The organism is Amycolatopsis sp. NPDC051373 (genome assembly GCF_040689465.1).
Lineage (GTDB): Bacteria > Actinomycetota > Actinomycetes > Mycobacteriales > Pseudonocardiaceae > Amycolatopsis.
The window spans coordinates 39,749-63,725 of sequence record NZ_JBFBAE010000016.1; the positions used below are offsets into that span (position 1 = coordinate 39,749).

Consider the following 23,977-nt stretch of genomic DNA (forward strand, 5'->3'; position numbering starts at 1 on the left):
TCCGAGCCGGACCGCGGCCGTCAACGCCAGAAGAGGAACGCCGACTGCCCGAACTGCGCGGCCAGGTCGCTGCCGCCGAGCGCGTCGAAGATCAGGCCCGCGACGTACCAGAGCGCGTCGGACAGCGGGCGGAACGCGAAGAACAACGCGAAGAGCACCAGCGGCGCCCACGGCCGCACGCGCGCGCCGAATGCCCGCGCCTGCGGCGAGAGGTACGGCTCGATCGCGCCCCAGCCGTCGAGGCCGGGGATGGGCAGGATGTTGATCAGGAACGTCATCACCTGCAGTAGCGCCAGGTAGGACAGGCCGAAGAACAGGCCGGTCGACATCGGCACCAGCGCCACCACGAGGCACAGCGCGGCGCCGACCCCGAGGTTCGACAGCGGGCCGGCGAGCGAGACCCACGACGACGTCGCGCGGTTGCGCAGCGCGCCGCGGTTGATCCACACCGCGCCGCCGGGCAACGGGATGCCGCCGATGAGGAGGAAGATCAGCGGGAGCAGGATCGACAGGACGGGGTCGGTGTAGCGCCGCACGTCCAGGGTGAGGTAGCCCTTCTGGGCGACCCCGGCGTCGCCGCCGCGATAGGCCACGAAGGCGTGGCCGAACTCGTGCAGGGTCAGCGAAGCGATCCACCCGCCGGCCACGAGGAGTACGACTCCGGTGACGTAGAGCGGGTCCTTGTCACCCGTCAGACTCAGTGAATCACCGTACGCGGCCAGGATTCCGCCGAGGACGGCGACCGCGAGGATGCCGATGAAGACCGGGCTGGGCCGCACTGCTGATCTCTGCACTCCACCAGTCTTCCGTATGCCCGGTGTGAAGTCTTCGGCGTGTCCCCTTGCGCAACGCGCGAGAGGTATCCCCCGAACTCGCTACTCCGCTTGACCTGACCGCACTACACGGGTGTAATCACAGTGATGTCATTCGCTGTCGAGAGGGGACAGCGGATGTCGTTTCACCACCGCCAGCCTGGGGAGTGCGTAGGAGCGAGGAGGCGGACGTGCGGTTGGAAGCGGAAGGCTCGAGGACCGACTCGAGGCCTGAAAAGAGGGAGTGGGGGCACGTCGTGGGTTGGGGCGAGAACCCTGAGCAGGAGCTGGGGGATCTGACCGACCTCTTCGATGCCACCGAGGAGGAACAGGATTGGCAGGAGCGCGCCTTGTGCGCGCAGACGGACCCCGAGGCGTTCTTCCCCGAGAAGGGCGGCTCGACCCGCGAAGCCAAGCGGATCTGCCTCGGCTGCGAGGTCAAGGACGAGTGCTTGGAGTACGCCTTGGCGCATGACGAGCGCTTCGGCATCTGGGGCGGTCTGTCCGAACGCGAGCGGCGGAAGCTGAAAAAGCGCGCGATCTAGCGAGGGGGAAGTGTGTCCACGGAAAGCGTGGACCACGTCTCGCTAGATCGGTGTCTTCTGGGGGTGCAACCCCCAGACCCCGCCCGGGGGCGAGCCCCCGGACCCCCGGCGTGGTCGCCTTGGGAGTTTGGCGTGTGCGGCGGGTTGACTGGTTCTGTTAGGGGTGAGGTGGGTCCGTGCATGGCGCGGGCCCTCTCGCTTTTGTGGTGTTTTTACTGGTATAGCGCCGGATCGGGCTACCGGGTCAGGCGCGGCCGGGGTTGTGGATCTTTCTCGAACTTCGGGGTTTGGGCGGGCAACCGCGTGGGTAGCCAGGCGTCAATGGAGTGTGCGTGGGGAACTTGCCGCTGTGGCGGGGTTTCGGCGCGAACCAATCCCAGCCTGGCGGTGGGGATCGAAGTGGGCGACGACGGTAGTTGTGCCGTCGTGGTGTGTCGCATGTGGTCGGTGCGTCCCGAGGCGTGGACGTATGTGGTGGAGACGTCAGTGTGATCGACACGGCGTTCGGCGCGAAACGTTCGACGCCGCGACGGCGAAAAGGTGGGTGCGGGTCCGGCGCCGCGTGCGCGGGTGAAGCCGTAGGGTGACCGCACCCGCCCGCAGCCTGACCAGGAGTGGTTGTTGACCCGCACCGTCGCACCGTCGCTCGTGAGGACGCTGCCCGTTCTGGCCATTGTGGTCTGTCACGACGGCGAAGAGTGGCTGCCGCTCGCACTTTCTTCCTTGCGGCGCAGCACGGTCCGGCCGCGGCACGTGCTCGCGGTCGACACCGGGTCCACCGACCTGACCGCGAAGCTGCTCGCCGAGGCGGCCGAACCCGGCGGGGTCACAGCGGGGCCCGATTCGCAGCCGGTGCTGTCCGGCGTCATCACTCTTTCGAGTGAAACTGGCTTCGCTGCGGCGATTGCGGCCGCCGTGGCGCACGCGGTGGAACGGTGGGGCGACCCGGGTGCGTGGCTGTGGCTGCTGCACGACGACTGCGCGCCCGAACCCGACTGCCTCGAGCAGCTCCTGCAAGCCGCCGATGCGGCGCCGTCCGCGAAGGTGCTCGGGCCGCTCGGGCTCGACTGGGCCGAGCCGCGCCTGATCGTGGAGGCGGGGCTGTCCACGGACGCGTCCGGGCACCGCCAGCAGATGGCCGCGCCCGGCGACCAACCCGGTGAGGTGCTCGCCGTGCCTAGCGCGGGATCGTTGGTGCAGCGCGAACTCTGGGACACCCTCGGCGGCTTCGACGAGGACTTCTCCTTGCTGCGCGAGGATCTCGACTTCGGCTGGCGCGCCAACGCCGCCGGCGCGCTCGTGCTCTCGGTGCCGGCCGCCCGCGTCCGCCACGCGCGCGCCCTGTCGACGGGCCGGCGCGCGCCCGACGCGGCGGGCCGCTCGCTCGCGGCCGTGAACCGCGCGCACGGGCTGCGCGTGTTCCTCGTGAACTGCTCGCCGTTCTCGTTCTGGTTCGGGCTCGTCCGGCTGCCTCTGCTCCTACTGCTGCGCGCGCTCGTCTTCTTCGTCCTGAGGCGCGCTCCCGAAGCGCGCGCGGAACTCTCCGCGCTCGCCTATCTCACGAGCGGTCGCGGAAAACTCCGGGCAGCGCGGGCGAAACGGCGGAACTCTCCGCGCCCCGGCACGGTGCGGGGATTGTTCGTCGGCCGGTACACGCGGCTGCGCAACGCCCTGCGCGCCGGCGTCGTCGGGCTCGTGCGCCGTGGCGTGGAGAGCGACGTCGCGCTCGGCACGGTCCCCGAACGCCTCACCGAGGAGCCGGCGTGGATCGCGCCGGAAGCGCTCGGCGCCGCGGACCGCCGGCCCGTCGGACCCGAAGCTTTGCCCGCAGGAGCCTTGCGCGGCTTGAGTTCCCGTGGTTCGGGGTTGCGCCGGCCGGGCACCGTCGTGGCCGTCGCGGTGCCGGCGGAACAGGACACGGCGCCGGAACGCGAGGAAGTTCCGGAGGAAACCGTCGCCGATCCCGGCGACGGCGCGAAGCCCTCGCCCACACCGCGCCCGGCTCCGGCCCGTGAACCCGGACTCGTCTTCGTCGAGGTGAATCGCCGCCGCGTGCTGGCCGCGACGATCTTCGCCCCGCCGGTGGTCCTCGTCGTGCTGCTGACGGCCCTGGCTTTCGCGGTCAACCGCGGCCGCCTCGGTCTGGACCTCTCCGGCGGCGGGCTGCTGCCCGTCGGTGGTCTCGGCGATATCTGGTCCACCTACCTCGCGCCGTGGCACGCGGTCGCGGGCGGCACCGGCGCGCCCGCGCCCGCGACGCTGCCCGTGCTCGGCACCATCGGCGCGATCTTCGCGCCCGTGGGCGGCCCGGCCGCGCTCGTGGCGATCCTGCTCATCGGCGACATCCCGCTCGCCGCGCTGAGCGCGTACGCGGCCACGCGCAAGCTGCCCGTGCGCCGCTGGGTGCGCGCGGTCGTCGCGGCCACGTACGCCCTGCTGCCCGCCGCCACCGCGTCGGTCGCGCAGGGGCGCCTCGACGTCGTGGTGGTCCACCTCATGCTGCCGCTCGTCGTCGCCGGGATCGCTCGGTTGCTGACGCGCCCGGGCACGCGCTGGCTGCACGTGTCGGCGCTCTCGGCCTTCGGCGTCGCGGTGCTCGGCGCGTTCTCGCCGCTCGCGCACGCTCTCGCGCTCGTGGGCCTGCTGCTCGGCTTCGTCGTTCTTCCGGCGCCGACGGGCCTCGCACGCCGCGCCGCTTCGGTCGGGATCGTGGTGATCTTGCCGCTCGTGTTGCTCCTGCCGTGGCCGACGGTGCTGCTCAAGCACCCCGAACTGCTCCTGCACGGTCTCGGCGGTCCCGCCGCGCCCGCGTCGGGCGCCGACCTCGCCGGGCTGACACCGGGTGGCCCGGGGGCGTGGCCCATCGGTGTCGCGGTGCTGGCGGCCACGCTCGTCGCGCTCGTGGTCCGGCCGACGAAGCAGGTGGCCGGCGGCCTCGCGCTAGCCGTGCTCGGTGTCGCCGCGGTCGTGCTCGTGCGGCAGGTTCCGGTGACACCGATGCAGGGCGGTCCCGCCGCCGCCGGCTACACGGGCGTGCCGCTGCTGGTCGTCGGCGCCGGGCTGCTGTGGGCGGTCCTCGCGACCTGGCAGCGCGGCGGCTCGGCGAGTGTGCCCGCGCCGTGGCTGCCCAAGGTCGCGGGCGCCGCCGGGGTGGTGGTGCTGATCGCGTTGGGCGTCAGCGCCGTCGGCACCGGCCACAGCGGCCCGCTCACCGCCCAGCCGCGCCCCGCCCTCGCGCCCGAGGTGGCCGCTGACCTCGCCGGCAGCGGCCGCGCGGTGCTCGATCTGGGCCGGCTCACCCGCCAGACCGGCGGCCGGCTGGCCCTCTTCGGCGACGACCAGCTCGCCGCGACCCCGGGCACGCGCGAGCGGCTTGCGAACTGGCGCCGCGACCTGCTCACGGGGGACGCCAACGCGGTCAAATCAGCCGTCGCGGCCGCCGCGGTGTCCGGCGTCGAGTACGTGATCCTCCCGCCCGGCAGCAATCCGCAGGCCCTCGTCTCGCCGGCCGGCGACCTTGTCGCGTCGGCGGCCCCGATGTCCGACGGCCGGCCCGTGGTCCGGCTCCTGCCGAAGGCCGGCGAGGTCACGCTGATCTCCCCGGAGCTGGCCAAGGCGGCCGTCACGGGCGGCGGCGCGCCCGGCGCGTCACCCGGAGTCTCGCCGGTGGACGCGCGGTTGCCCGACGTCCGCGTGCGCGCCTCCGACGGCCCGACCGGCCGGCTGCTGGTGCTGGCCGCCGAGCAGGAGGCCGGCTGGACGGCGAGCGTAAACGGCAAGGCCGTGCCGATCGTGCCTGCCTGGGGTCACCAGGTGGCGGTGTCGATCCCGCCGCAGTCGTCGGAGGTTTCGCTTGCGTTCCCGGGCACCGAGCGCGGCCTGCTGCTGCTCGCCCAGCTCGCCGCGGTGCTGTTCACGGCGCTCACCGCGGTGCCCTCCCGCCGCCGCACCCCTCGCCCCTGAACCGGGCCGCCGTGCGGCAAAGCCGGGCCACCGGGCGGCAGAGCTGTGCGGCGTACGGCGGAGCGGTGCAGCGGAGAAGGGCCGCCGTGTGGCGGAGCGGTGCAGCGGAGCCGAGCCGGCGTACGGCGGAGCTGTGCGGCGGAGAAGGGCCGCCGTGCGGCAGAGCTGTGCAGCGGAGCCGGGCCGGCGTACGGCGGAGCCGGGCGGCAGCGCCGGGCCGCCGTGCGGCAGAGCCGGGCCGCAGGGCCGGGCCACCGTCCGGCACAGCCGGTCCACCCGACCGGACCACCTACGACGGGGCACCAGCCCCCATCAACTCAGTCGCCTTCGATCACGTCCGGTTCGACGCCGAGGTAGCCCGCGACCTGCTCCACCAGCACGTCATGCACGAGCTCCGCCAGCTCACCCGGGTCCTTGGCGCGCGCCTCGAGCGGCCGCCGGTAGAGCACGATCCGCGCGCGAGTCGGCAGCCCTGCTCGGTCGACCCCGGCCGGGACCAGGCGCGACAGGGGCACGGAGCCGTCGTGGAGCACGCCTTCGGCCGGCGCGCGGCCGTCCGGGCGCACCTCGGGGACCTCGTCCACCGCCACGTCGAGCTTGGTCAGCTCGTGGCGCCAGCGCGCTTCGATGGGTTCCAGCGCGTCGAGCACGAGCGCGTCGAACTTCTCCGCCCGGCTCGCGGCGGCGGGCAGGGACGCGGGGTAGAGCGCTCCGCGCAGGCCCCGGCCGTGCCGGTCCCTCCGCATTCGCTGCCGCTGTCGGTAATCACGAGCCGTCGCCACCGCGCAAGTCTATGCGGTCACGCGCGTCACGCGCGTGTCGCCGGGGGCCCCTTGCGGCGACGCGCTATCGTTCTGGATCGTGCGGAGCGTACGGAAATGTTCGCGAACGGGTTGTCCAGAGCCCGCTGTCGCCACGCTCACGTATGCGTACAGCGATTCCACTGCCGTCGTCGGTCCCCTCGCCACCGCCTCTGAGCCGCATTCGTACGACCTGTGCGAGGCCCATGCGCTGCGGCTGACCGTGCCGAAGGGCTGGGAAGTCGTGCGCCACGAGGGCACGTTCGCGACTCCGGAGCAGTCGGCCGACGAGCTGACCGCGCTGGCCGAGGCCGTCCGCGAGGCGGGCCGCTCGGACCGGCCGGCGCCGCCGCCCGAGCCGGAGGGCCCGTCCGGCAGGCGCGGCCACCTCCGCGTGCTCCCCGGGCGCGCCTGAGCCCCGCTCCCGCCGGTAGGCTTTCCGCGCGGCGCGACCGGCGCCGCGACGAGAAACTGACGGCGGGGAGACGGCGTGCCAGATCTTTCGGGCATCGTGAAGGCCTACGACATCCGAGGCGTGGTCGGCGAGCAGCTCGACGCGTCACTGGTACGCGACTTCGGTGCCGCGTTCGCGCTGCTCATCAAGGCCGAGTCGCCCTCGGTGGTGATCGGCCACGACATGCGTGACTCGTCCCCGCAGCTGTCGTCGGCGTTCGCCGAAGGCGTGACCTCGCAGGGCCTCGACGTCGTGTCGATCGGCCTGTGCAGCACGGACGAGCTGTACTTCGCCTCCGGCTCGCTGAACATGCCGGGCGCGATGTTCACCGCCAGCCACAACCCCGCGAAGTACAACGGCATCAAGATGTGCCGCGCGGGCGCCAGCCCCGTCGGGCAGGACACCGGGCTCGCGGAGATCCGCGACACCGTCGAGCAGGGCGTGCCTGCGTTCGAGGGCAAGACCGGCAGCGTGAGCGAGCGCGACGTGCTGGGCGACTACGCCGCCTACCTGCGCAACCTCGTCGACCTCACGCACTCGCGGCCGCTGAAGATCGTGGTCGACGCCGGCAACGGCATGGGCGGCCACACCGTTCCCACGGTGTTCGCCGGGCTGCCGATCGAGGTCGTGCCGATGTACTTCGAGCTCGACGGCACCTTCCCGAACCACGAGGCCAACCCGCTGGACCCGGCCAACATCGTCGACCTGCAGGCCAAGGTCCGCGAGGTCGGCGCCGACGCCGGCGTGGCCTTCGACGGCGACGCCGACCGCTGCTTCGTGGTCGACGAGCGTGGCGAGCCCGTTTCGCCGAGCGCGATCACGGCGCTGGTCGCCGTGCGCGAGCTGGCCAAGGAGCCGGGCGGCACGGTCATCCACAACCTGATCACGTCGAAGGGCGTGCCGGAGATCGTCTCCGAGCACGGCGGCAAGCCCGTGCGCACGCGCGTGGGCCACTCGTTCATCAAGGCGGAGATGGCCCGCACCGGCGCGATCTTCGGCGGCGAGCACTCCGCGCACTACTACTTCCGCGACTTCTGGCGCGCCGACACCGGCATGCTGGCGGCGCTGCACGTGCTCGCGGCGCTGGGCGAGCAGGACGGCCCGCTGTCCGCGCTCACGCAGGACTTCTCGCGCTACGCGGCCTCGGGCGAGATCAACTCGACCGTGTCCGACCAGGTCGCGCGCATGCTCGCGGTGAAGGACGCGTACGCGGACAAATCGGGCGTCGAGATCGACGAGCTCGACGGCCTGACCGTGCAGCTTCCGGGCGGCGCTTGGTTCAACCTGCGCCCGTCGAACACCGAGCCGCTGCTGCGGCTCAACGTGGAGGCCGCCGACCGCGCCGCGGTCGAGGCGCTGACCGACGATGTACTGGCAATTGTCCGGGGCTGAGCAAGGCACGCTGATGGGGACCGACCGAGGCGAACTGTGTCCGGAAGGTGCCGTTGCGACCCACCTACGCGTGGTATGGAGGAACCATGGCCATCACGCTTGACGCCCAGCTGCTCGAGATCCTCGCGTGCCCGTCGCCGGATCACGCACCGCTGCGTCCCGGCACGCCGGACGACGCGGATGCCGAAGCGCTGACCTGTACCGAGTGCGGCCGGGTGTACCCGGTCCGTGACGGGATTCCCGTGCTGCTTCTCGACGAAGCGGTACTCAGTGGTGACCACACTCCCGGTGAGCCGGATGACAGCCATGCCGACAGTGCTTGACGATTCGCTGCTCGACGATCCCGCGCGCCTGGCCGAGGCCGACAGCGCGGGGCTGCTGCGTGCCGCCGCCATGGCCGGGGCGCAGGTGCGGGCCACCGCCGAGGCCGCGGCCGAGCTGGAGCTGAGCGACCGGCTCGACCTGGGGCGCCCGCGTTCGCTGGTGCTCATCGACCGGCCTGGCGTCAGCCGCACGCTCACGCGGCTGCTGGCGGCGCTGCTCGCGCCGACGTGCCCGGTGCCGGTCGTGGTGGCCGAGATCGTGCCGTCGTGGATCGGCGCGCTCGACGTGGTGTTCGCGCACACCGACGACGCGGGTGACCGCGAGCTGGCCGCATCACTGGAGCGCGCGGCCCGGTTCGGTGCGACCGTGGTGCTCTCCGCTCCGGCGGAGGGTCCTGTCGCCGCTTCGGTGGCCGGCAAGGGCGTGCTGCTCGCGCCGCGCATCCCCGTGCCGCCGGAGCTCGCGTTCCCGCGGGGGCTCGCCGCCGGGCTGCTCACGGCCAACGCGCTGGGCCTGCTGGTGGCCGACGTGCAGGCCCTGGCCGACCAGCTCGACCTCGAAGCCGAGAAGGACTACCTCGCGCGCGAGTCGTTCGCGAACCCGGCGAAGGCGCTCGCGCTGCGCGTGGCCGACCGCGTGCCGCTGCTGTGGGGTCTCGACCCCGTGGCGGTGGCCGTCGCGGAGCACGCGGCGCACGCGTTCGCGGCTCACTCGGGCGTGGTGTGCGACGCCGAGGACTTCAGGCAAGCGCTTGCGCGGCCCGCGCTTCGCAGAGTTGCGCAATCGGGCGGCCAAGAGCGTGACATCTTCGCCGATCCGGACGACTCACCCGGTGGAACCGCCACGAGGGTGCTGTTGGTCTCGGTGCGGACCGGGCCCGCCGCCGAGGCGGCCCGCTTCCAGGCCGAGGAGTTCCTCCCGGACGCGGACGTGATCGCGCCGGCCGAGGAGTTCGAAGCGGACGAGATCGTCCGGGCCGCGGTGCTCGCGCTGCGGTTCGAGCTCGCCGCGGTGTACCTCGGGCTCGCGGCGGGCAGCATCGGTGGCGCCGGGAGATACGAGCCGGCCACCGCCTGACGGCTCACGGGATCAGGGGGAGGAAGTGCGGACGGGCGCCGTGGGGACGGCACCGCCCGCACGACATCGGCTCCGGTCGATGGGAAGGATTGGGAGTTGAGGTGACAGTGGAGCTGTTGCGCAACGCCGTACGGCCCTACGCGTGGGGATCGCGCACCGCGATCCCGCAGCTGCAGGGACGTCCGGTGCCGGCGCCGCACCCCGAGGCCGAGCTGTGGATGGGTGCCCACCCGGGCGACCCCTCCCGCGTGCTCGCCCCGGACGGCACCGAACGGAGCCTGCTGGAGCTCGTGGACGCCGATCCGGTCGGCCAGCTCGGCGAACGCTGCGCGAAGCGCTGGGGCGGCCGCCTGCCGTTCCTGCTGAAGATCCTGGCGGCCGAGGAGCCGCTGTCGATGCAGGCGCACCCGTCGGCCGCGCAGGCCGCCGAGGGGCACGAACGCGAGGAGCGCCTCGGCATCCCGCGCGACGCGCCCAACCGCAACTACCCGGACCCGACGGCGAAACCCGAGCTCGTCTGCGCGCTCACGGAGTTCCACGCGCTGGCCGGGTTCCGCGACCCGCAGCGCACGGTGAAACTGCTCAAGGCCGTCGAGACGCCGGGGCTGGCGAAGTACACCGGCCTGCTCGAAGCGCAGCCGGACCCGGCGGGGCTGCGCGCGTTGTTCACCACGTGGATCACGCTGCCGCAGGCCTCGCTCGACGAGCTGCTGCCCGAGGTTCTCGACGCGTGCGTGCGCCACATCGCCGACCACGGCGAGTTCGGCGTGGAGTGCCGGACCATCCTGGAGCTGGGTGAAGCGCACCCGCGTGACGCCGGGGTGCTGGCCGCGCTGCTGCTCAACCGCCTCACGCTGCGCGCGGGCGAGGCGATCTACCTGCCGGCCGGCAACCTGCACCTCTACCTGTCCGGCACCGCCGTGGAGATCCTGGCCAACTCCGACAACATCCTTCGCTGCGGCCTCACGCCAAAGCACGTGGACGTGCCGGAGCTCCTGCGGGTGGTCGACTTCGCGTGCGGCGAGATGCCTGTACAGCAAGGCGAATGCGCGGGCCGGGGCATGGCCGTCTACCACACGGACGCGCCGGAGTTCGAGCTCTCGCGCATGCAGTGGGAGGCCGGCGACGACACCGAGCTCGTGGTCGACTGCACCGGCCCGCAGATCCTGCTCTGCACCGACGGCGACCTGCTCGTGACGGCCGACGACGGGGAGCAGGTCGAGCTGCTGCGCGGCCAGTCGGTGTGGCTCCCCGCGGCCGATCCGGCCGTCTCGGTTCGCCCGCTCGCGGGCCGGCCGGCCCAGCTGTTCCGCGCCACCGCCGGGACCTGCGAAGACTGACTTCCGACGTTGCCGTGAAGGGCACCTTGAGGGACTCCGCGTCCGGCAGGGTGCCCTTCACGGTTCGTGTGGTTCGAGCACTAAACGTTCACATGGCCGAAGCGACGGCGTGATGATCGGTCCTCTAGGCTCCCGATCGGGCATTTCGGGAATCCATTGCGCAACAGGCAGGGGAGCACGCCGTGTCAGCAGGTGGCGGTACCAAGGCGATCATCGCGGCGCTCGCGGCCAACGCCGGGATCGCGGTGGCGAAGTTCGTCGGGTTCCTGGTCACGGGCTCGTCGTCGATGCTGGCGGAGTCGGTGCACTCGCTGGCCGACACGTCCAACCAGGGCCTGCTGCTGCTCGGGCAGAAGACTTCGCGCCGGCGCGCCACGAAGGAACACCCCTTCGGTTTCGGCCGGGAGCGGTACTTCTACTCGTTCATCGTCGCGCTGATGCTGTTCACGCTCGGTTCGGCCTTCGCGCTGTACGAGGGCATCCACAAGATCATCGAACCCGAGCCGCTCGAATCGCCGATCGTGGCCGTGATCATCCTGCTGGTCGCGATCTGCCTGGAGGGCTACAGCTTCTACACCGCCATCGGCGAGTCGCGGAAGATCAAGGGCAACGCCGGCTGGTGGCGCTTCATCCGCCAGGCCAAGGAACCCGAGCTGCCCGTCGTGCTGCTGGAGGACACGGGCGCGCTCATCGGCCTGGTGTTCGCGCTGCTCGGCGTCGGCCTGTCCACGCTCACCGGCGACCCGGTGTGGGACGGCATCGGCACCGTGATGATCGGCCTGCTGCTGGGCGTGATCGCGGTGATCCTCATCGTCGAGATGAAAAGCCTGCTCATCGGCGAGGGCGCGACGGACACCGACCTCGAGGCGATCGTCGACGAGCTGGCCGCAGGCAAGGTCGAGCGCGTGATCCACATCCGCACGCAGTACCTCGGCCCCGACGAGCTGCTCGTGGCCGCCAAGCTCGCGCTGGTGCCGGGCCTGGACACGTCCGAAGTCGCCCTGGCCATCGACGACGCCGAGGCCCGCGTGCGCGCGAAGGTCCCCGTCGCGTCGCTCATCTACCTCGAACCGGACCTCGACCGCGACGCACGGTGATCAACTCCCACCGCGCAGCCTCCTGTTTGCCGCGTTAGGGTGATTCTCCCGTTTCCACGCAGGTCAACTGGAGGTCACTGTGCCCGGGCAGGGTTTGTGGCGCACGAAGTCGATCGAGCAGTCCATGGCGGACACCGACGAGCCAGATACCAAGCTCCGAAGAAACCTGAGCGCTTGGGATCTGACCGTGTTCGGCGTCGCGGTCGTCATCGGCGCGGGCATCTTCACGCTCACCGCGCGTACGGCGGGTGACTTCTCCGGCCCGTCGGTGTCGGTCGCGTTCGTGTGCGCTGCGATCGCGTGCGCGCTGGCGGCGCTCTGCTACGCCGAGTTCGCCTCGACCGTGCCGGTCGCGGGCAGCGCGTACACCTTCTCCTACGCCACGTTCGGCGAGTTCATGGCGTGGATCATCGGCTGGGACCTGATCCTGGAGCTGGCGGTGGGCGCGGCCGCCGTGTCGAAGGGCTGGTCGGTCTACCTCGAGACGGTGCTCGGTTACCTCTTAGGCGAGGGCGCCAAGACCACGTTCGATCTCGGCTGGGTCACCATCGACTGGGGTGCGCTGGCGGTCGTGGTCGTGCTGACGACGCTGCTGGCCATCGGCACGAAGCTGTCTTCGCGGTTCTCCATGGTGATCACGGGGATCAAGGTCGCCGTGGTGCTGTTCGTGATCATCCTCGGCGTCTTCTACATCAAGGGCGCGAACTACACGCCGTTCATCCCGGAGGCCAAGCCCGGCGGCCCGGGCGACAGTGGGGTCGACCAGTCGCTGTTCTCGGTGATCCTGGGTGGCGGCGGCAGCGTGTTCGGCATCTTCGGTCTGCTGGCCGGTGCGTCGCTGGTGTTCTTCGCGTTCATCGGGTTCGACATCGTGGCAACCACCGCGGAGGAGACGCGCAACCCACAGAAGTCCGTGCCGCGTGGCATCTTCGGCTCGCTGGCCATCGTCACGGTGCTGTACGTGGCCGTTTCGCTCGTGGTCGTTGGCATGGTGCCCTACACCGACCTGGCGACCGAGGCGGGCGACGGCAGCCACAAGACGCTCGCCACAGCCTTCTCCGTCAACGGCGTCGACTGGGCCGCGAACATCATCTCCGTCGGCGCGCTGGCGGGCCTCACGACCGTGGTGATGGTGCTGATGCTCGGCCAGGTGCGGATCATCTTCGCGATGTCGCGCGACGGGCTCATGCCGCGCGGGCTGGCCAAGACCGGCGGCCACGGCACCCCGAAGCGCGCGACGCTGCTCGTCGGCGGCCTGGTGGCCCTGGCAGCCACATTCTTCCCGGCCGACAAGCTCGAGGAGATGGTGAACGTCGGCACGCTGTTCGCGTTCATCCTCGTGTCGGCGGGTGTGCTGGTGCTGCGCCGGACGCGACCGGACCTGCCGCGCGCGTTCCGCGTGCCGGCGGTACCGCTGATCCCGATCCTGGCGATTCTCGCGTGCCTGTGGCTGATGCTGAACCTGACGGTGCTGACCTGGCTGCGGTTCATCGCCTGGATGGTTCTCGGGGTCGTCATCTACTTCGTCTACAGCCGGCGCCACTCGCTGCTCGGCAAGCGGATCGCCACCGGTGAGGAACCGGCTGCGAAGTCCGCTTCGTCGGAGTCTTCGACACCTTCAGAGGACTGAACCACTGCTCGTTACGGCCCGTCGTCCCACCCGGGGCGGCGGGCCGTTTCGCGTCCCTGACCTGGGGAATCACCGTAGTGCGGGAAGGTTGCGTGAGGTTGCCGAGTTGTCATCTAAGTCAGAATTATCACGAGAAGGTCACCTCCGCGTCTCGGTTTGGATCACGCTCTCGAACGCAGGGTGATCGGGTGAGCGGTATGCGATACCGTCCGGCTCTGCTTCCTTCTGGTGGGTTAATCACTCGTGTGTGATTCATACGGTAAGTGGTTTCGATCCTCACTGGGAGTGCACAATTCTTCGCTCGTATCCCCCGTTCGGTACAGGAGCTTTCTGAATGCCCACGATCACCAGACGACCCCTTCGCGCAGGTCTGACAGTCGCTGCCGTCACCGGCTTGGCGCTGCTGGGCACTGCCACCGCCGCGCTGGCGTGCCACTCCGACGACACCCGCGCGAACCCGGTCGGCGCGAACGTCACGACCTGCGCCGGCGCGCACCTGCCGGGCACGTTGGTGAAGCAGGAGGACGCCGCGACGGTTTTCACCTTCACCGGTGGCACCAGCAAGGACAAGTACCTCAACATCACGAAGGTCGCCGACGGTGTCACCGTCGAGGCCATCGTCGTCAAGGGCGGCGATGGGTACAACGTCTACGAGCCCGGCAAGCGCGACCTCGCGACCACCCCGCCGTGGGAGAAGCTCCGCTCGCCGCTGAACGGTGGTGGCCAGCAGGCGACGATCAGCCACTGGTTCGCCTGTATCGGCAAGACGACGCAGCCGACTGAGACGACGCAGCCGACCAAGCCGGCGGAGACGCCGACCACGCAGCCGACCGAAACCTCGTCGGTGCCGACCACGTCTCAGGCCGCCCCGACTGAGGCGCCCGCCAGCACCTCGGCCGTTGTCGCCGCCCCGGCCGGCAACGAGACCGGTGGCACCGGCGGCCAGCTCGCCAACACCGGCTTCGACAACGCGTGGCTGATCTACATCGCCGCCGCGCTGCTCGTCGTCGGCGGTGGCCTGCTCGCGCTGCTGAAGTTCCGCCGCCGCAGCACCAACTGATCTGCTTTTCGGGTTCCTGAAACCGGAGGGGATCCTCGCCCGTTTGCCCACGGGTGGGGATCCCCTCCGGTCTTTTTGTTACCGCACAAGGGTTTTCAACGCGGGCGGGGCAGGTCGCCGAACAGCGAGCCCTGCTCGCCGAGCAGACGCGAGCGTCCGCTCGGGCGGCCGAGCCCCGCGGCCATCGCGAGCGCCTGGTCCCATTCGGCGTCGGCCAGGTAGTCGGTGTGCTTGAGCACGCCCGGGGCCCAGCGGTGGCGGCCATCGGGCGCGCGCAACGGGTCGGGCAGCCAGTGGTCGCCGCCGAGCACGAGCACGCCGGACTCCTCGGGTGTCGCTTCGAGCGCGCCCGAGCCGCCCTCGGGCAGGTAGCCGTCGCCGATGAGGTGGCGGCCGGAAACGTTGTGCCGCCAGGTCGTGACGCCGCCGCCGAAGATGTCCGTGCCGCGGCACAGCGCGCGCCAGCGGCCGTCGAGGTCGCCGAACAGCGTCGCGAGCGAATCCTGTGGCAGCACCGCGGGGAACGCGCGCTGGTAACCCCATTGCAGGGGCGACCCCGCGGTGAGCAGGCCGACGCGGTCGCGTTCGTCGGGGGTCAGATCCGTGAACAGGCGCGCGGCCGTGAGCACGGTGAGCAGGCTGCCGAGGTTCTGTCCGGACAGGACCACGCGCGTGCCCGGTTCGGTGAGGTGCTCCTTCACGCGTTCGGCCAGTTCGGGCACGACCTTCAGCGCGTAACACGGCGGCACGGTCGGGTGCGCCGCGCGCGGCCAGAACGACACGAGGTCCGACAGCGCGCCGAGGTGCCGGTTGCGTTCCGGTGTGCGCGCAGCGGAGTAGACCACCCGCAGCAGGCCCGCCGCGAACCCGCCGAGCGCGAACACACCGATGGCCGACACCGGCGTGAACCACGCTGGCCGCAGGTCGAAGCCGAAGCGCACGACCAGCAACGCGAGCCCGGCGACGCCGAGCCCGATGGCCACGATCATCGCCAGCTGGTGCAGGTGCCGGCGTTCCCACGCGGAGCGGGCCCACGCGCGAGCTGCGACCTTCTCCTGCTTGGCGTTGAGCTGCACCAGTTCGACCAGCGCCGGGATCCCGCGGCGACGCCGGCGCAGCGGCACCGCGATCGCGTACCCGGCCACGGCGAGCACCGCGATCAACGCGAGCCCGGCGCCCCACAGCACGGTGATCAGCTCGTAGGTGTCGGGCAGCCGCAGCCCGCCCGTGCCCAGCAGCCGCCGGACGGCGATGCCCAGCCCGGCGCCGAAGCCACCGCCGAGCAGGCCCGCGAGCGTGACGACGGGCGCCGCCGCCCAGCCGCCGAGCCACGGACGCAGCCGTTTCGGCCGCGTCTTCCAGGTCGTTCGCGCGAGCAGCGCCATCGGCACGAGGGCCAGCGCGAACAGGACGGTGATCGCGACCAGCGCCGCGCCGAGTCCTTCGACCGTGCCGTCGGTGCCGCGCAGGCCGCCGCGCGCGGGCAGCGGCGCGGCGAGCACCGCCGCGAAAACCACCAGCGCCGCTGCGAAGGTCATCAGCGTGCGCCGGGCGATGCGTCCGGGGTCGCTCCCGATCGCCGCGCCGACGATCACCGCGACCGCCAGCCCCAGCCCGCAGATCCAGCCGATCAACCGGGGCACGTCGTCGGGCACGTGCAGCGGTCCGCCGAGCAGCAGCAACGCGACGCAGGCCAGGGCCGCGACCGTGTGCGTCGCGGACATCCCGGGTGCCTCCGGGTCGGCGAGCAGTTGCAGCGGCGAGCCGCGCCGGGCGCGCGGCTCAGGGGCCTTGACCTGCCAGTTCGACGACGAGATCCGGTGCAGCAAGAGGATCAGCGCGAACAGGACGGCGACGCCGATCGTCAGCCGCGCCGGGTCCGAGCGCAGCCACGACGGCACCCACGGCAGACAGCCGCTGCCCGGCGCGAGGCATTGCGTGGCGAACAGGTCGAGCACGGTCGCGGCGACCTGCCCGATCAGCAGCATCGTGAGCAGCACGGCGACCACGCGCAGCAGCCCGCGGCACAGCCCGCCGAGCCACCGGGCGCGGTGCACCGGCGGCAGCATCCAGAACGCGACGTTGGCCAGCGAGAACGGGAACAGCAGCGCCCACGTGGCCTTGGCGGCGCCGCCCGAGGTCATGCGGCTCCACAGGTATCCTTCGAGTGTGCGTGGGATGGACCGGCCCAGCGCGGGCACCATCGGACCGGGGGCCGGGCGCCGCAGCCGGTCCGCCGGGCGCACGACCCTGCCGATCCCGTCGCCGGCGACGTCGACGGTGGCCACGGCGTCCAGCAGCGTCTCGCCGCTCGTGCCCGCGAGTCCGGCCACCCTGAGCTCGACGATGCGGGTGTCGGGGCCGGGCAGCGGGGCGGGCACGGTAAGGGTCTCCTAAGCCGGTCGGGGGGACGTCAAGCCGACAACGGTACTGTTCAGATGCCATCAATCCTTGGAGGAACCGCACTATGACCCCCGAAAGCGTTGCCAAGCGGCACGACACCCGGGGCGGCATCGAGTTCGCCGTCGCCGACCTCGAGGCCGCCGAGTTCGGCCGCAAGGAGATCCGCCTCGCCGAGCACGAGATGCCGGGCCTGATGTCGCTGCGCCGTGAGTACGCCGAGGTCTACCCCTTGCGGGGCGCGCGGATCTCCGGGTCGCTGCACATGACCGTGCAGACCGCTGTCCTCATCGAGACGCTGGTGGCGCTGGGTGCCGAGGTCCGCTGGGCCTCGTGCAACATCTTCTCCACGCAGGACCACGCGGCCGCCGCCGTGGTCGTCGGCCCGCACGGCACCACCGAGGAGCCCAAGGGCGTACCGGTGTTCGCCTGGAAGGGTGAGTCGCTGGAGGAGTACTGGTGGTGCACCGAGAAGATGCTCACCTGGGACGGTGAGGGTCCGAACATGATCCTCGACGACGGCGGCGACGCCACCATGCTCGTCCACAAGGGCACCGAGTACGAGAAGGCCGGCGTCGTGCCGCCCGCCGACGAGGACGACTCGGACGAGTGGAAGGTCTTCCTGGAGCTGGTCCGCGCGTCTGTCGCTGCCGACAACTCCAAGTGGACCACCATCGGCGCGGGCATCCGCGGCGTCACCGAGGAGACCACCACCGGCGTGCTGCGGCTCTACCAGCTGGCCGCCGCGGGTGAGCTGCTGTTCCCGGCGATCAACGTGAACGACGCCGTGACCAAGTCGAAGTTCGACAACCGCTACGGCATCCGCCACTCGCTGATCGACGGCATCAACCGCGGCACGGACGTGCTCATCGGCGGCAAGGTCGCCGTGGTCTGCGGTTACGGCGACGTCGGCAAGGGCGCGGCCGAGTCGCTGCGCGGCCAGGGCGCGCGCGTGATCGTGACCGAGATCGACCCGATCTGCGCGCTGCAGGCGGCGATGGACGGCTACCAGGTCAAAACGCTCGAGAACGTGCTGCCCGAGGCCGACATCGTGATCACCACCACCGGCAACAAGAACGTGGTGATGGTCGAGCACATGGCGAAGATGAAGCACCAGGCGATCGTCGGCAACATCGGCCACTTCGACAACGAGCTCGACATGGCCGGCCTCGCGCGCTACCCGGGCATCCACCGGATCAACATCAAGCCGCAGGTCGACGAGTGGGTGTTCCCCAACGGCAACACGATCATCGTGCTGTCCGAGGGCCGGCTGCTCAACCTCGGCAACGCGACCGGCCACCCGTCGTTCGTGATGTCCAACAGCTTCTCGAACCAGGTCATCGCCCAGATCGAGCTCTTCACCAAGCACGAGGAGTACGACAAGGAGGTGTTCCGCCTCCCCAAGAAGCTCGACGAGAAGGTGGCGCGCATCCACCTCCAGGCGCTGGGCGGCGAGCTGACGAAGCTCACCAAGGAGCAGGCGGAGTACATCGACGTGGACGTGGAAGGCCCGTTCAAGTCGGACCACTACCGCTACTGAGCGGTCAGCACAGCCGAAGCGGCGCCCGGAGTGTTTTCCGGGCGCCGCTTCGGCGTCCTGGCAGTGCCTGTCATCCACAGTGGACGCCCGCTTGGTTCGGACCACCCCGTAGTGCACTCCGGTTCCCCGATCGATGACAAGTCCACGACGTCCGATGTGCCCGAAGATCCGCTTCGGGTCTGCCTCCTGGGCTCCGGCCTCTCCGCGTCCGGACCCGTTCGGAGCGCTCCCGTGGTTCCTTCGAAGAGGAGCGGCCGCACACGGCGGCCGGGGGATTGTCGAAGTGAAGGGGATCTGCCTTGTCCGCAGGAGAAGTGGGCCGAAGAGGGGTGCTCGCCGGAGGGCTGGCCGCGGTGGCGGCGGGAGCGATGAGCACTCCCGCGTCCGCCCAGGGTGCCACGACCACGCCGGTGAACGAACGGCTCAAGGGCTACAGCTATCCGCTCAGCGCCCGTGGGGTGGCCAACCTCGCGCCGACGCCGCCGTGGCACTACGTGGGTGACGTGGTCGGCGTCGAGTTCTGGACCACGCCGGCCGCGGCGGCCGCGTCGCTGCCGACCGGTCTGGACCCGGACCCGGCGAGCTCAGGGCACGGCTACGCGCTGTTCATCGACTGGCAGTTTTCCGCCAGTGACAACGAGTACCTCGACCCGGTGCGCAGCCAGTACAGCGAGTTCCTCGTGCTGCTCGACGCCGTGCACATGGGTTCGCCCGTGGCGTGGTGCCCGTTCATCTACGTGGACAACGACGAGGCGCTGGCCCGCGGCTGGATCCAGGGCTTCCCGAAGAAGATCGGGGCCGTGCACCAGACCCGCGCGTTCGGCGTGCCGAGCCAGGCCGGCCCGGTGGTCGGCCCCGGCGGCCGGTTCGGTGCCACGCTGTCGTCGAACGGCCGGCAGCTGGCCGAGGCGCGCGTGACGCTCGAGAAGACCGCGCCGACCATCCCGGCGCTGGGGCGGCCGATCGTGAACCTGCGCTACTTCCCGCGGCTCACGGCCGGGCAGCAGCAGAACCCCGCCGTGCACGAGCTGACGCAGTCCGTTTTGGACACTCCGCAGGTGGCCGGTACGTGGACCGGCACCGGCGAGCTGTCGTTCTTCCCGGCGCAGGCCGAGGAGCTGGCCGACCTGGCGCCGCAGCGCACCGGCGCGGGCTTCCGCGGCTCGTTGTCCTACAGCGTCACGGATCTGATCATCCTCTGACGCGGTGGCGGCCGGGTCGCCCGCGCGGCGCCCGGCCGCTCAGAGCCGTTCGTCCCGCATCACCTCGAGGTTGTGGAACACCGGCGGCCCGTCGCACAGCTTGCCGATCCGCTCGGCGAACTTCGCGGTCTCCGGCAGCTCCGAGTTCCGCATCGCCTCTTCGTACGACGGGAACTCGACGAACTCCATGTACGTCCCGGGGTTGTCGCGGTCGCTCATCACCACCGCGTGGGTGGCCGTGCGACTGCCCTGCGTCGCGGTTTTCCACTCGTCCATGAGCTCGTTCAGCTCGTCCGGGTGTGAGGTCTTGAACTCGATGACTTGCACGAAACTCATATCCGGCTCCTGGTGAGGCTGCCCCGAAAACTCATCGTGCGCGCGGCATCGGGGCCCGTCAACGCAGGTCGGGGCCCGGCTGTTCACCGGTCGCCTCAGTTCCACTCGACGGCGATGCCGGCCAGCCCCGGTCCCGCGTCGCGGAAGTAGCCGCTCGTCACACCACCCGTGTCGAGCGGGAGCTCTTCGGCCTCGACGGGCAGGGCGTCGTCGCGCGCGCGGACCTGGCGGGTGCAGCGCGCAGGCATCGCGGTGGGCGCGAACTGCAGCTGCAGCAGGTAACTCGCGGCCTGGTCGCGCAGCATGCGGTAGTAGCCGGGGAACAACGCGCTGGAGTCGTCGCGCACCTCAAAGCAGAAGACGTGGATGTCGCCTTCGCCGAGTTTGCGGTCGAAGAGCAGCTCGGTCGCCATCGTCTCGCCGCCGGGGTGGCGCCGGATCCGCCCGACGCGACAGCCCTCGGCGGTGATCAGCTCGACGTCGTCGATCTTGCAGCCTGGGTCGCCGTTGTACACGGTCACGTAGCGGTCGGGGCCGTGCCGCCGGGCGCGCGTGACCAAGCGCGTGCGGATGCTGACCTGGCGGCGGCGCTCGTCGACCGTGATGCGGTCGTGGACCGAGAGCAGCTCCAGGTCGGCGTTGGAGTGATTCGACGAGGGCAGCACGCCCAGGTCGGTGAGCAGCTGGTCGACGATCGAGCCCATGTCGCCCGAGCGCAGGTCGTGGAACGACACCGCGGCCTGGTGACCGCGCGGGCGGGCGGTGCGCGGGCCGATCAGCACCACCAGCGAGTCGGACGGCAGCTGCAGCACCGACTCCAGAGCGCGCACGGCCGGCAACGCTTTGGGCACCTCGGGCTGGCGCAGCCCCCGCTGCCAGTAGCTGAGCGTCGACTGTCCAATCTGGACGCCGCGCAGCGCCAGGTGGGCGCGCAGGCGGGCCAGCGACAGTCCCCGGTGCGAGATGGCCGTGCGCAGGGCGTGGTGGAACTCGCCGGTGCGCAACGCGTCGGCCAGCTCCGCGGGCAGATCGCCCGAGCCACGGCGAACAGGTTCGATGATCAGTGCGCCTTCCCCGTCTCGAGACACCGCTTGTCCCTTCACCAGACCAGTGTGGAGATCACTGCGTGCGCCGGCCGTGAACACCGCGGAACGTTCACGTTAGCAGCGCACGGTAGCCGCTCCGACCCCCGTTCGGGGTGGTTGGCCACGCAAGGGTGCCCATTCCGTGTTCCAGGACTGACCCGGAACGCGTTGATCACCGGAAGAGCATCTTGCTCCGCGTGACCGCACTGTTCACCGTTGTGACGACCGAGGGTCACGTCGTGGGGTGGGGAGGTCCGTGCCGGTGTTCGCCGAGCAGTTACCCGTCACCACCCGGGCGGCCGTCCGTCGTGGCCGGGTCCGGATCGAGAGAGTACGCACCGCGGGCCGGGTCCTGGCCCTCGTGGTGCTCGTCGGCATGGCGTTGCTGACGTCGGCACCGGGCGCGAGCGCGGCGCAGCCCTCCGGCGTCGGCAACGCCCACCTCGTCCCGCAGTCGGGCACCGGTGAGGCGCACGCCGTCCGCCTCGTCGCCGACGTCCTGCCGCGCGGCGACACCCCGCCGCCCGAGGACCACGACTCGGGCTGGCTGCCGTTGCTCATCCTCGGGGGCCTGCTGCTCACCGGCGGCGGGGGCTACCTGCTGCACGCGCGGCGCGAGGCGGCCTAAGGCGTACCGGCCGGCCCGGCGGTGCCGTCCCTCCCGCCGGGCCGCCGGTCGACCACCGTCTCGTCCGGTGCGACGGCCACGGCGTCGAGCGCCGCGTGCAGGTAAGGGATCAGGCCTTCGGCGTCGGGCCCGGTGAACACGGTCGAACCGAGCAGCGTGCGGTTGAGCAGCATCCCGGCGCAGATGGCGATCAGCAGTGCCGAGCGGCCGGTCGCGTCGGTTCCGGGGAGGGCGTCGGCGAGCCGGCTCTGGTAGTTGCGCTCGATGCTCTCGCGCATGATCGCCGCCGCACGCGGGTTGGCGACCGAGCGCAGGGTCAGCAGCAGTCCGTCGGACGTGTGCTGGTCGTCGCCGGTCAGCAGGGCGCGCGCCGCCTCGGCGTTGAGCTCGGGCGTCATCATCATCGACTTCTCGAACGCGACCTCCACCACCTCGGCGAAGAGCCCTTCCTTCGAGCCGAAGTACTTGCCGATCAGCCGCGCGTCCACGTCGGCCGCGCCGGCGATCTCGCGGACGCCGGCGCCGTCGTAGCCGTGCTCGGTGAACGCCTTGCGGGCGGCGTTCAGGATCGCCGCGCGGGTGGCCACGGGGTCCCGGCGCTTCGGCGTCGAATCAGGGCTCATGGTCGCCAGGGTACGAGCCCTGGTCCCGGCTTCGGGACAACTGCGGGTTGCTAAGTCCTCAGTCGTAGACTTATGGTGGTCCACGGGTGTGGACTTGACCGCACCGACGACACGGCCGACGCCCTCATCGGCCGCGCGCTGGATCTCGGCGTCACCCTCGTCGACACCTCCGACCGGTACGGCGCCAGCGAGGAGATCATCGGCAAGGCGATCGCCGGTCGGCGCGAGAAGGTGGTGCTGGCGACCAAGTTCGGCATCGTCGAAGGCCCGACCGCGGACACGCGACCGGTGATCAACGGCCGCCCCGAGTACGTGCGCGAGCGCATCGAGCACTCGCTGCGGATGCTCGGCACCGACCACGTCGACCTGTACTACCAGCACCGCGTGGACCCGGACACGCCCATCGAGGAGACCGTCGGCGCGATGGCCGAGCTCGTGGCGGAGGGCAAGGTGCGCCACCTCGGCCTGAGCGAGGCCGCGCCCGACACGATCCGCCGCGCGCACGCCGTGCACCCGATCACTGCCGTGCAGACCGAGTGGTCGCTGTGGTCGCGCGACATCGAGGAGGAGGTGTTCCCGCTGTGCCGCGAGCTCGGCATCAGCGTCGTCCCGTACAGCCCGCTGGGCCGCGGGATGCTGACGGGCAAGCTCACGTCGTTCGACGAACTGCCCGAGAACGACTACCGGCGCAAGATACCGCGGTTCGCCCGGGAGGTGTTCGAGGCCAACCTCGCTGCCGTGGAGACCGTGCGCGACATCGCCGCGGCCCACGGCGCCGCACCCGGCCAGGTCGCGCTCGCGTGGCTGCTCGCGCAGGCGCCGGACGTGGTCCCGATCCCGGGCACGCTGCACCTCGGCCGGCTGGCGGAGAACGCCGGCGGCGCGTCGCTGGAGCTCAGCGGCGACGAGCTGAAGCGGCTCGACGCGCTGACCGTCATCGGCGAGCGCGAGGTCGCGCTGGACCACAACTGGTCCTACGGCGTCACCCCGCCGAGGTCCCGGTAGCGCCTGTCCTAGGGTGAGCCCCGTGGGGCGACTGGTCGTGATCGAAGGTCTGGACGGTGCCGGCAAGCGCACCCTCGCGGACGGGCTCACCGCTGAGCTGCAGCGCGGGGGCGCGCGGGTCGGCAGCCTGGCGTTCCCGCGTTACGGCCGCAGCATCCACGCGGACCTCGTGCGCGAGGCCCTGCACCGTGGCCACGGCGACCTCGCCGACTCCGTCTACGGCATGGCCCTGCTCTACGCCCTCGACCGCAGCGGCGCGGCCGACGAGATCCGCGCGCTGCTGGCGGACAACGACGTGGTGCTGCTCGACCGCTACGTCGCCTCCAACGCCGCGTATGCCGCCGCACGCCTGCGGGAGAACGCCGACGGCGACGTCGTGCGCTGGGTGTGGGGCCTCGAGGTCGACCGCTTCGCGCTCCCGCGGCCCGACGCGCACCTGCTGCTGCGGGTGTCCCCTGAGGTCGCCGCCGAACGCGCCGTCCGCCGCGCCGCCACGGACAGCGAGCGCGCGCGGGACGCGTTCGAATCCGACGACGCCCTGCAGCAGCGCTGCGCCGCCGTGTACGACGAGCTGGCCGCGGCCGGCTGGCTCGCGCCGTGGCACGTGCTCGACGGCGTGGCCGGTGTCGACCTGCCGACGCTGGCCAAGTCGCTGCTGTCCTGA

The 23,977-nt window shown here is 71.2% G+C and carries 21 protein-coding genes; 15 read left to right on the plus strand and 6 right to left on the minus strand.

Annotated elements, in window-relative coordinates:
• Nucleotides 1–20: 20 nt before the first annotated feature.
• Nucleotides 21–779, minus strand: coding sequence for a site-2 protease family protein (locus AB0383_RS28335; protein ID WP_364172605.1), 759 nt, complete (start codon nt 777–779; stop codon nt 21–23).
• 320 nt (nt 780–1,099) lie between these two features.
• On the opposite strand from AB0383_RS28335, the gene AB0383_RS28340 reads away from it, so the two are divergent.
• Nucleotides 1,100–1,357, plus strand: a complete 258-nt coding sequence (locus tag AB0383_RS28340) for a WhiB family transcriptional regulator (RefSeq protein ID WP_220247102.1) — start codon at nt 1,100–1,102, stop codon at nt 1,355–1,357.
• A 621-nt stretch (nt 1,358–1,978) separates the two neighbouring features.
• The gene (locus tag AB0383_RS28345; protein WP_366188975.1) at nt 1,979–5,320 is read left to right on the plus strand and encodes a glycosyltransferase family 2 protein; all 3,342 of its coding nucleotides are present in this window, start codon (nt 1,979–1,981) and stop codon (nt 5,318–5,320) included.
• 317 nt (nt 5,321–5,637) lie between these two features.
• On the opposite strand, the gene AB0383_RS28350 is transcribed toward AB0383_RS28345, so the two are convergent.
• Complete coding sequence (locus AB0383_RS28350) at nt 5,638–6,066, minus strand: metallopeptidase family protein (protein WP_220244053.1); 429 nt, start codon at nt 6,064–6,066, stop codon at nt 5,638–5,640.
• A gap of 115 nt (nt 6,067–6,181) precedes the next feature.
• On the opposite strand from AB0383_RS28350, the gene AB0383_RS28355 reads away from it, so the two are divergent.
• The 8 genes from AB0383_RS28355 to AB0383_RS28390 all read left to right on the plus strand — a co-directional run bounded on the left by AB0383_RS28355 (nt 6,182) and on the right by AB0383_RS28390 (nt 14,494).
• Entirely contained in the window at nt 6,182–6,535 is a 354-nt protein-coding gene (locus AB0383_RS28355; protein ID WP_204093559.1) for a DUF3499 domain-containing protein, read from the plus strand.
• A gap of 75 nt (nt 6,536–6,610) precedes the next feature.
• Complete coding sequence (locus tag AB0383_RS28360) at nt 6,611–7,966, plus strand: phosphomannomutase/phosphoglucomutase (RefSeq protein ID WP_364172122.1); 1,356 nt, start codon at nt 6,611–6,613, stop codon at nt 7,964–7,966.
• Between the two features lie 86 nt (nt 7,967–8,052).
• Nucleotides 8,053–8,289, plus strand: a complete 237-nt coding sequence (locus tag AB0383_RS28365; protein WP_220244051.1) for a Trm112 family protein — start codon at nt 8,053–8,055, stop codon at nt 8,287–8,289.
• Nucleotides 8,273–9,367 (plus strand): hypothetical protein, encoded by a 1,095-nt coding sequence (locus AB0383_RS28370; RefSeq protein WP_364172121.1) that lies wholly within the window; start codon nt 8,273–8,275, stop codon nt 9,365–9,367. Before AB0383_RS28365 ends, AB0383_RS28370 begins: the two co-directional genes overlap by 17 nt.
• A 107-nt stretch (nt 9,368–9,474) precedes the next feature.
• Complete coding sequence (gene manA / locus AB0383_RS28375; RefSeq protein WP_366189035.1) at nt 9,475–10,707, plus strand: mannose-6-phosphate isomerase, class I; 1,233 nt, start codon at nt 9,475–9,477, stop codon at nt 10,705–10,707.
• A gap of 182 nt (nt 10,708–10,889) precedes the next feature.
• A complete protein-coding gene (locus tag AB0383_RS28380; RefSeq protein ID WP_364172119.1) occupies nt 10,890–11,804 on the plus strand; it encodes a cation diffusion facilitator family transporter in 915 nt (304 codons plus the stop codon).
• Between the two features lie 79 nt (nt 11,805–11,883).
• Nucleotides 11,884–13,434: an amino acid permease gene (locus tag AB0383_RS28385; protein WP_366188976.1), complete on the plus strand. Its 1,551-nt coding sequence runs from the start codon at nt 11,884–11,886 to the stop codon at nt 13,432–13,434.
• Between the two features lie 334 nt (nt 13,435–13,768).
• The gene (locus AB0383_RS28390) at nt 13,769–14,494 is read left to right on the plus strand and encodes an LPXTG cell wall anchor domain-containing protein (protein WP_366188977.1); all 726 of its coding nucleotides are present in this window, start codon (nt 13,769–13,771) and stop codon (nt 14,492–14,494) included.
• A gap of 95 nt (nt 14,495–14,589) precedes the next feature.
• Here AB0383_RS28390 and AB0383_RS28395 read toward each other — a convergent pair whose 3' ends face one another.
• Nucleotides 14,590–16,863, minus strand: coding sequence for a hypothetical protein (locus AB0383_RS28395; RefSeq protein ID WP_366189036.1), 2,274 nt, complete (start codon nt 16,861–16,863; stop codon nt 14,590–14,592).
• 98 nt (nt 16,864–16,961) lie between these two features.
• Between AB0383_RS28395 and ahcY the strand changes: the two genes are divergently transcribed.
• Nucleotides 16,962–18,434, plus strand: a complete 1,473-nt coding sequence (gene ahcY, locus AB0383_RS28400) for an adenosylhomocysteinase (RefSeq protein WP_364172113.1) — start codon at nt 16,962–16,964, stop codon at nt 18,432–18,434.
• A 299-nt stretch (nt 18,435–18,733) separates the two neighbouring features.
• Nucleotides 18,734–19,636: an acetoacetate decarboxylase family protein gene (locus AB0383_RS28405; RefSeq protein ID WP_366188978.1), complete on the plus strand. Its 903-nt coding sequence runs from the start codon at nt 18,734–18,736 to the stop codon at nt 19,634–19,636.
• A gap of 39 nt (nt 19,637–19,675) precedes the next feature.
• Here AB0383_RS28405 and AB0383_RS28410 read toward each other — a convergent pair whose 3' ends face one another.
• Together AB0383_RS28410 and AB0383_RS28415 are read right to left on the minus strand one after the other, a co-directional pair.
• Nucleotides 19,676–19,972, minus strand: a complete 297-nt coding sequence (locus tag AB0383_RS28410) for a hypothetical protein (protein ID WP_220244044.1) — start codon at nt 19,970–19,972, stop codon at nt 19,676–19,678.
• A 95-nt stretch (nt 19,973–20,067) separates the two neighbouring features.
• Nucleotides 20,068–21,060, minus strand: coding sequence for a hypothetical protein (locus AB0383_RS28415; protein WP_366189037.1), 993 nt, complete (start codon nt 21,058–21,060; stop codon nt 20,068–20,070).
• A 241-nt stretch (nt 21,061–21,301) separates the two neighbouring features.
• Between AB0383_RS28415 and AB0383_RS28420 the strand changes: the two genes are divergently transcribed.
• On the plus strand, nt 21,302–21,685 hold the full coding sequence (locus AB0383_RS28420) for a hypothetical protein (RefSeq protein WP_364172109.1): 384 nt from the start codon (nt 21,302–21,304) through the stop codon (nt 21,683–21,685).
• Here the strand turns inward: AB0383_RS28420 and AB0383_RS28425 are convergent.
• Nucleotides 21,682–22,308 (minus strand): TetR family transcriptional regulator, encoded by a 627-nt coding sequence (locus tag AB0383_RS28425; RefSeq protein WP_366188979.1) that lies wholly within the window; start codon nt 22,306–22,308, stop codon nt 21,682–21,684. The two genes, AB0383_RS28420 and AB0383_RS28425, sit on opposite strands and share 4 nt — an antisense overlap.
• A gap of 72 nt (nt 22,309–22,380) precedes the next feature.
• Between AB0383_RS28425 and AB0383_RS28430 the strand changes: the two genes are divergently transcribed.
• On the plus strand, nt 22,381–23,313 hold the full coding sequence (locus AB0383_RS28430) for an aldo/keto reductase (RefSeq protein WP_366188980.1): 933 nt from the start codon (nt 22,381–22,383) through the stop codon (nt 23,311–23,313).
• Between the two features lie 13 nt (nt 23,314–23,326).
• Nucleotides 23,327–23,977, plus strand: a complete 651-nt coding sequence (locus AB0383_RS28435) for a dTMP kinase (protein ID WP_364172104.1) — start codon at nt 23,327–23,329, stop codon at nt 23,975–23,977.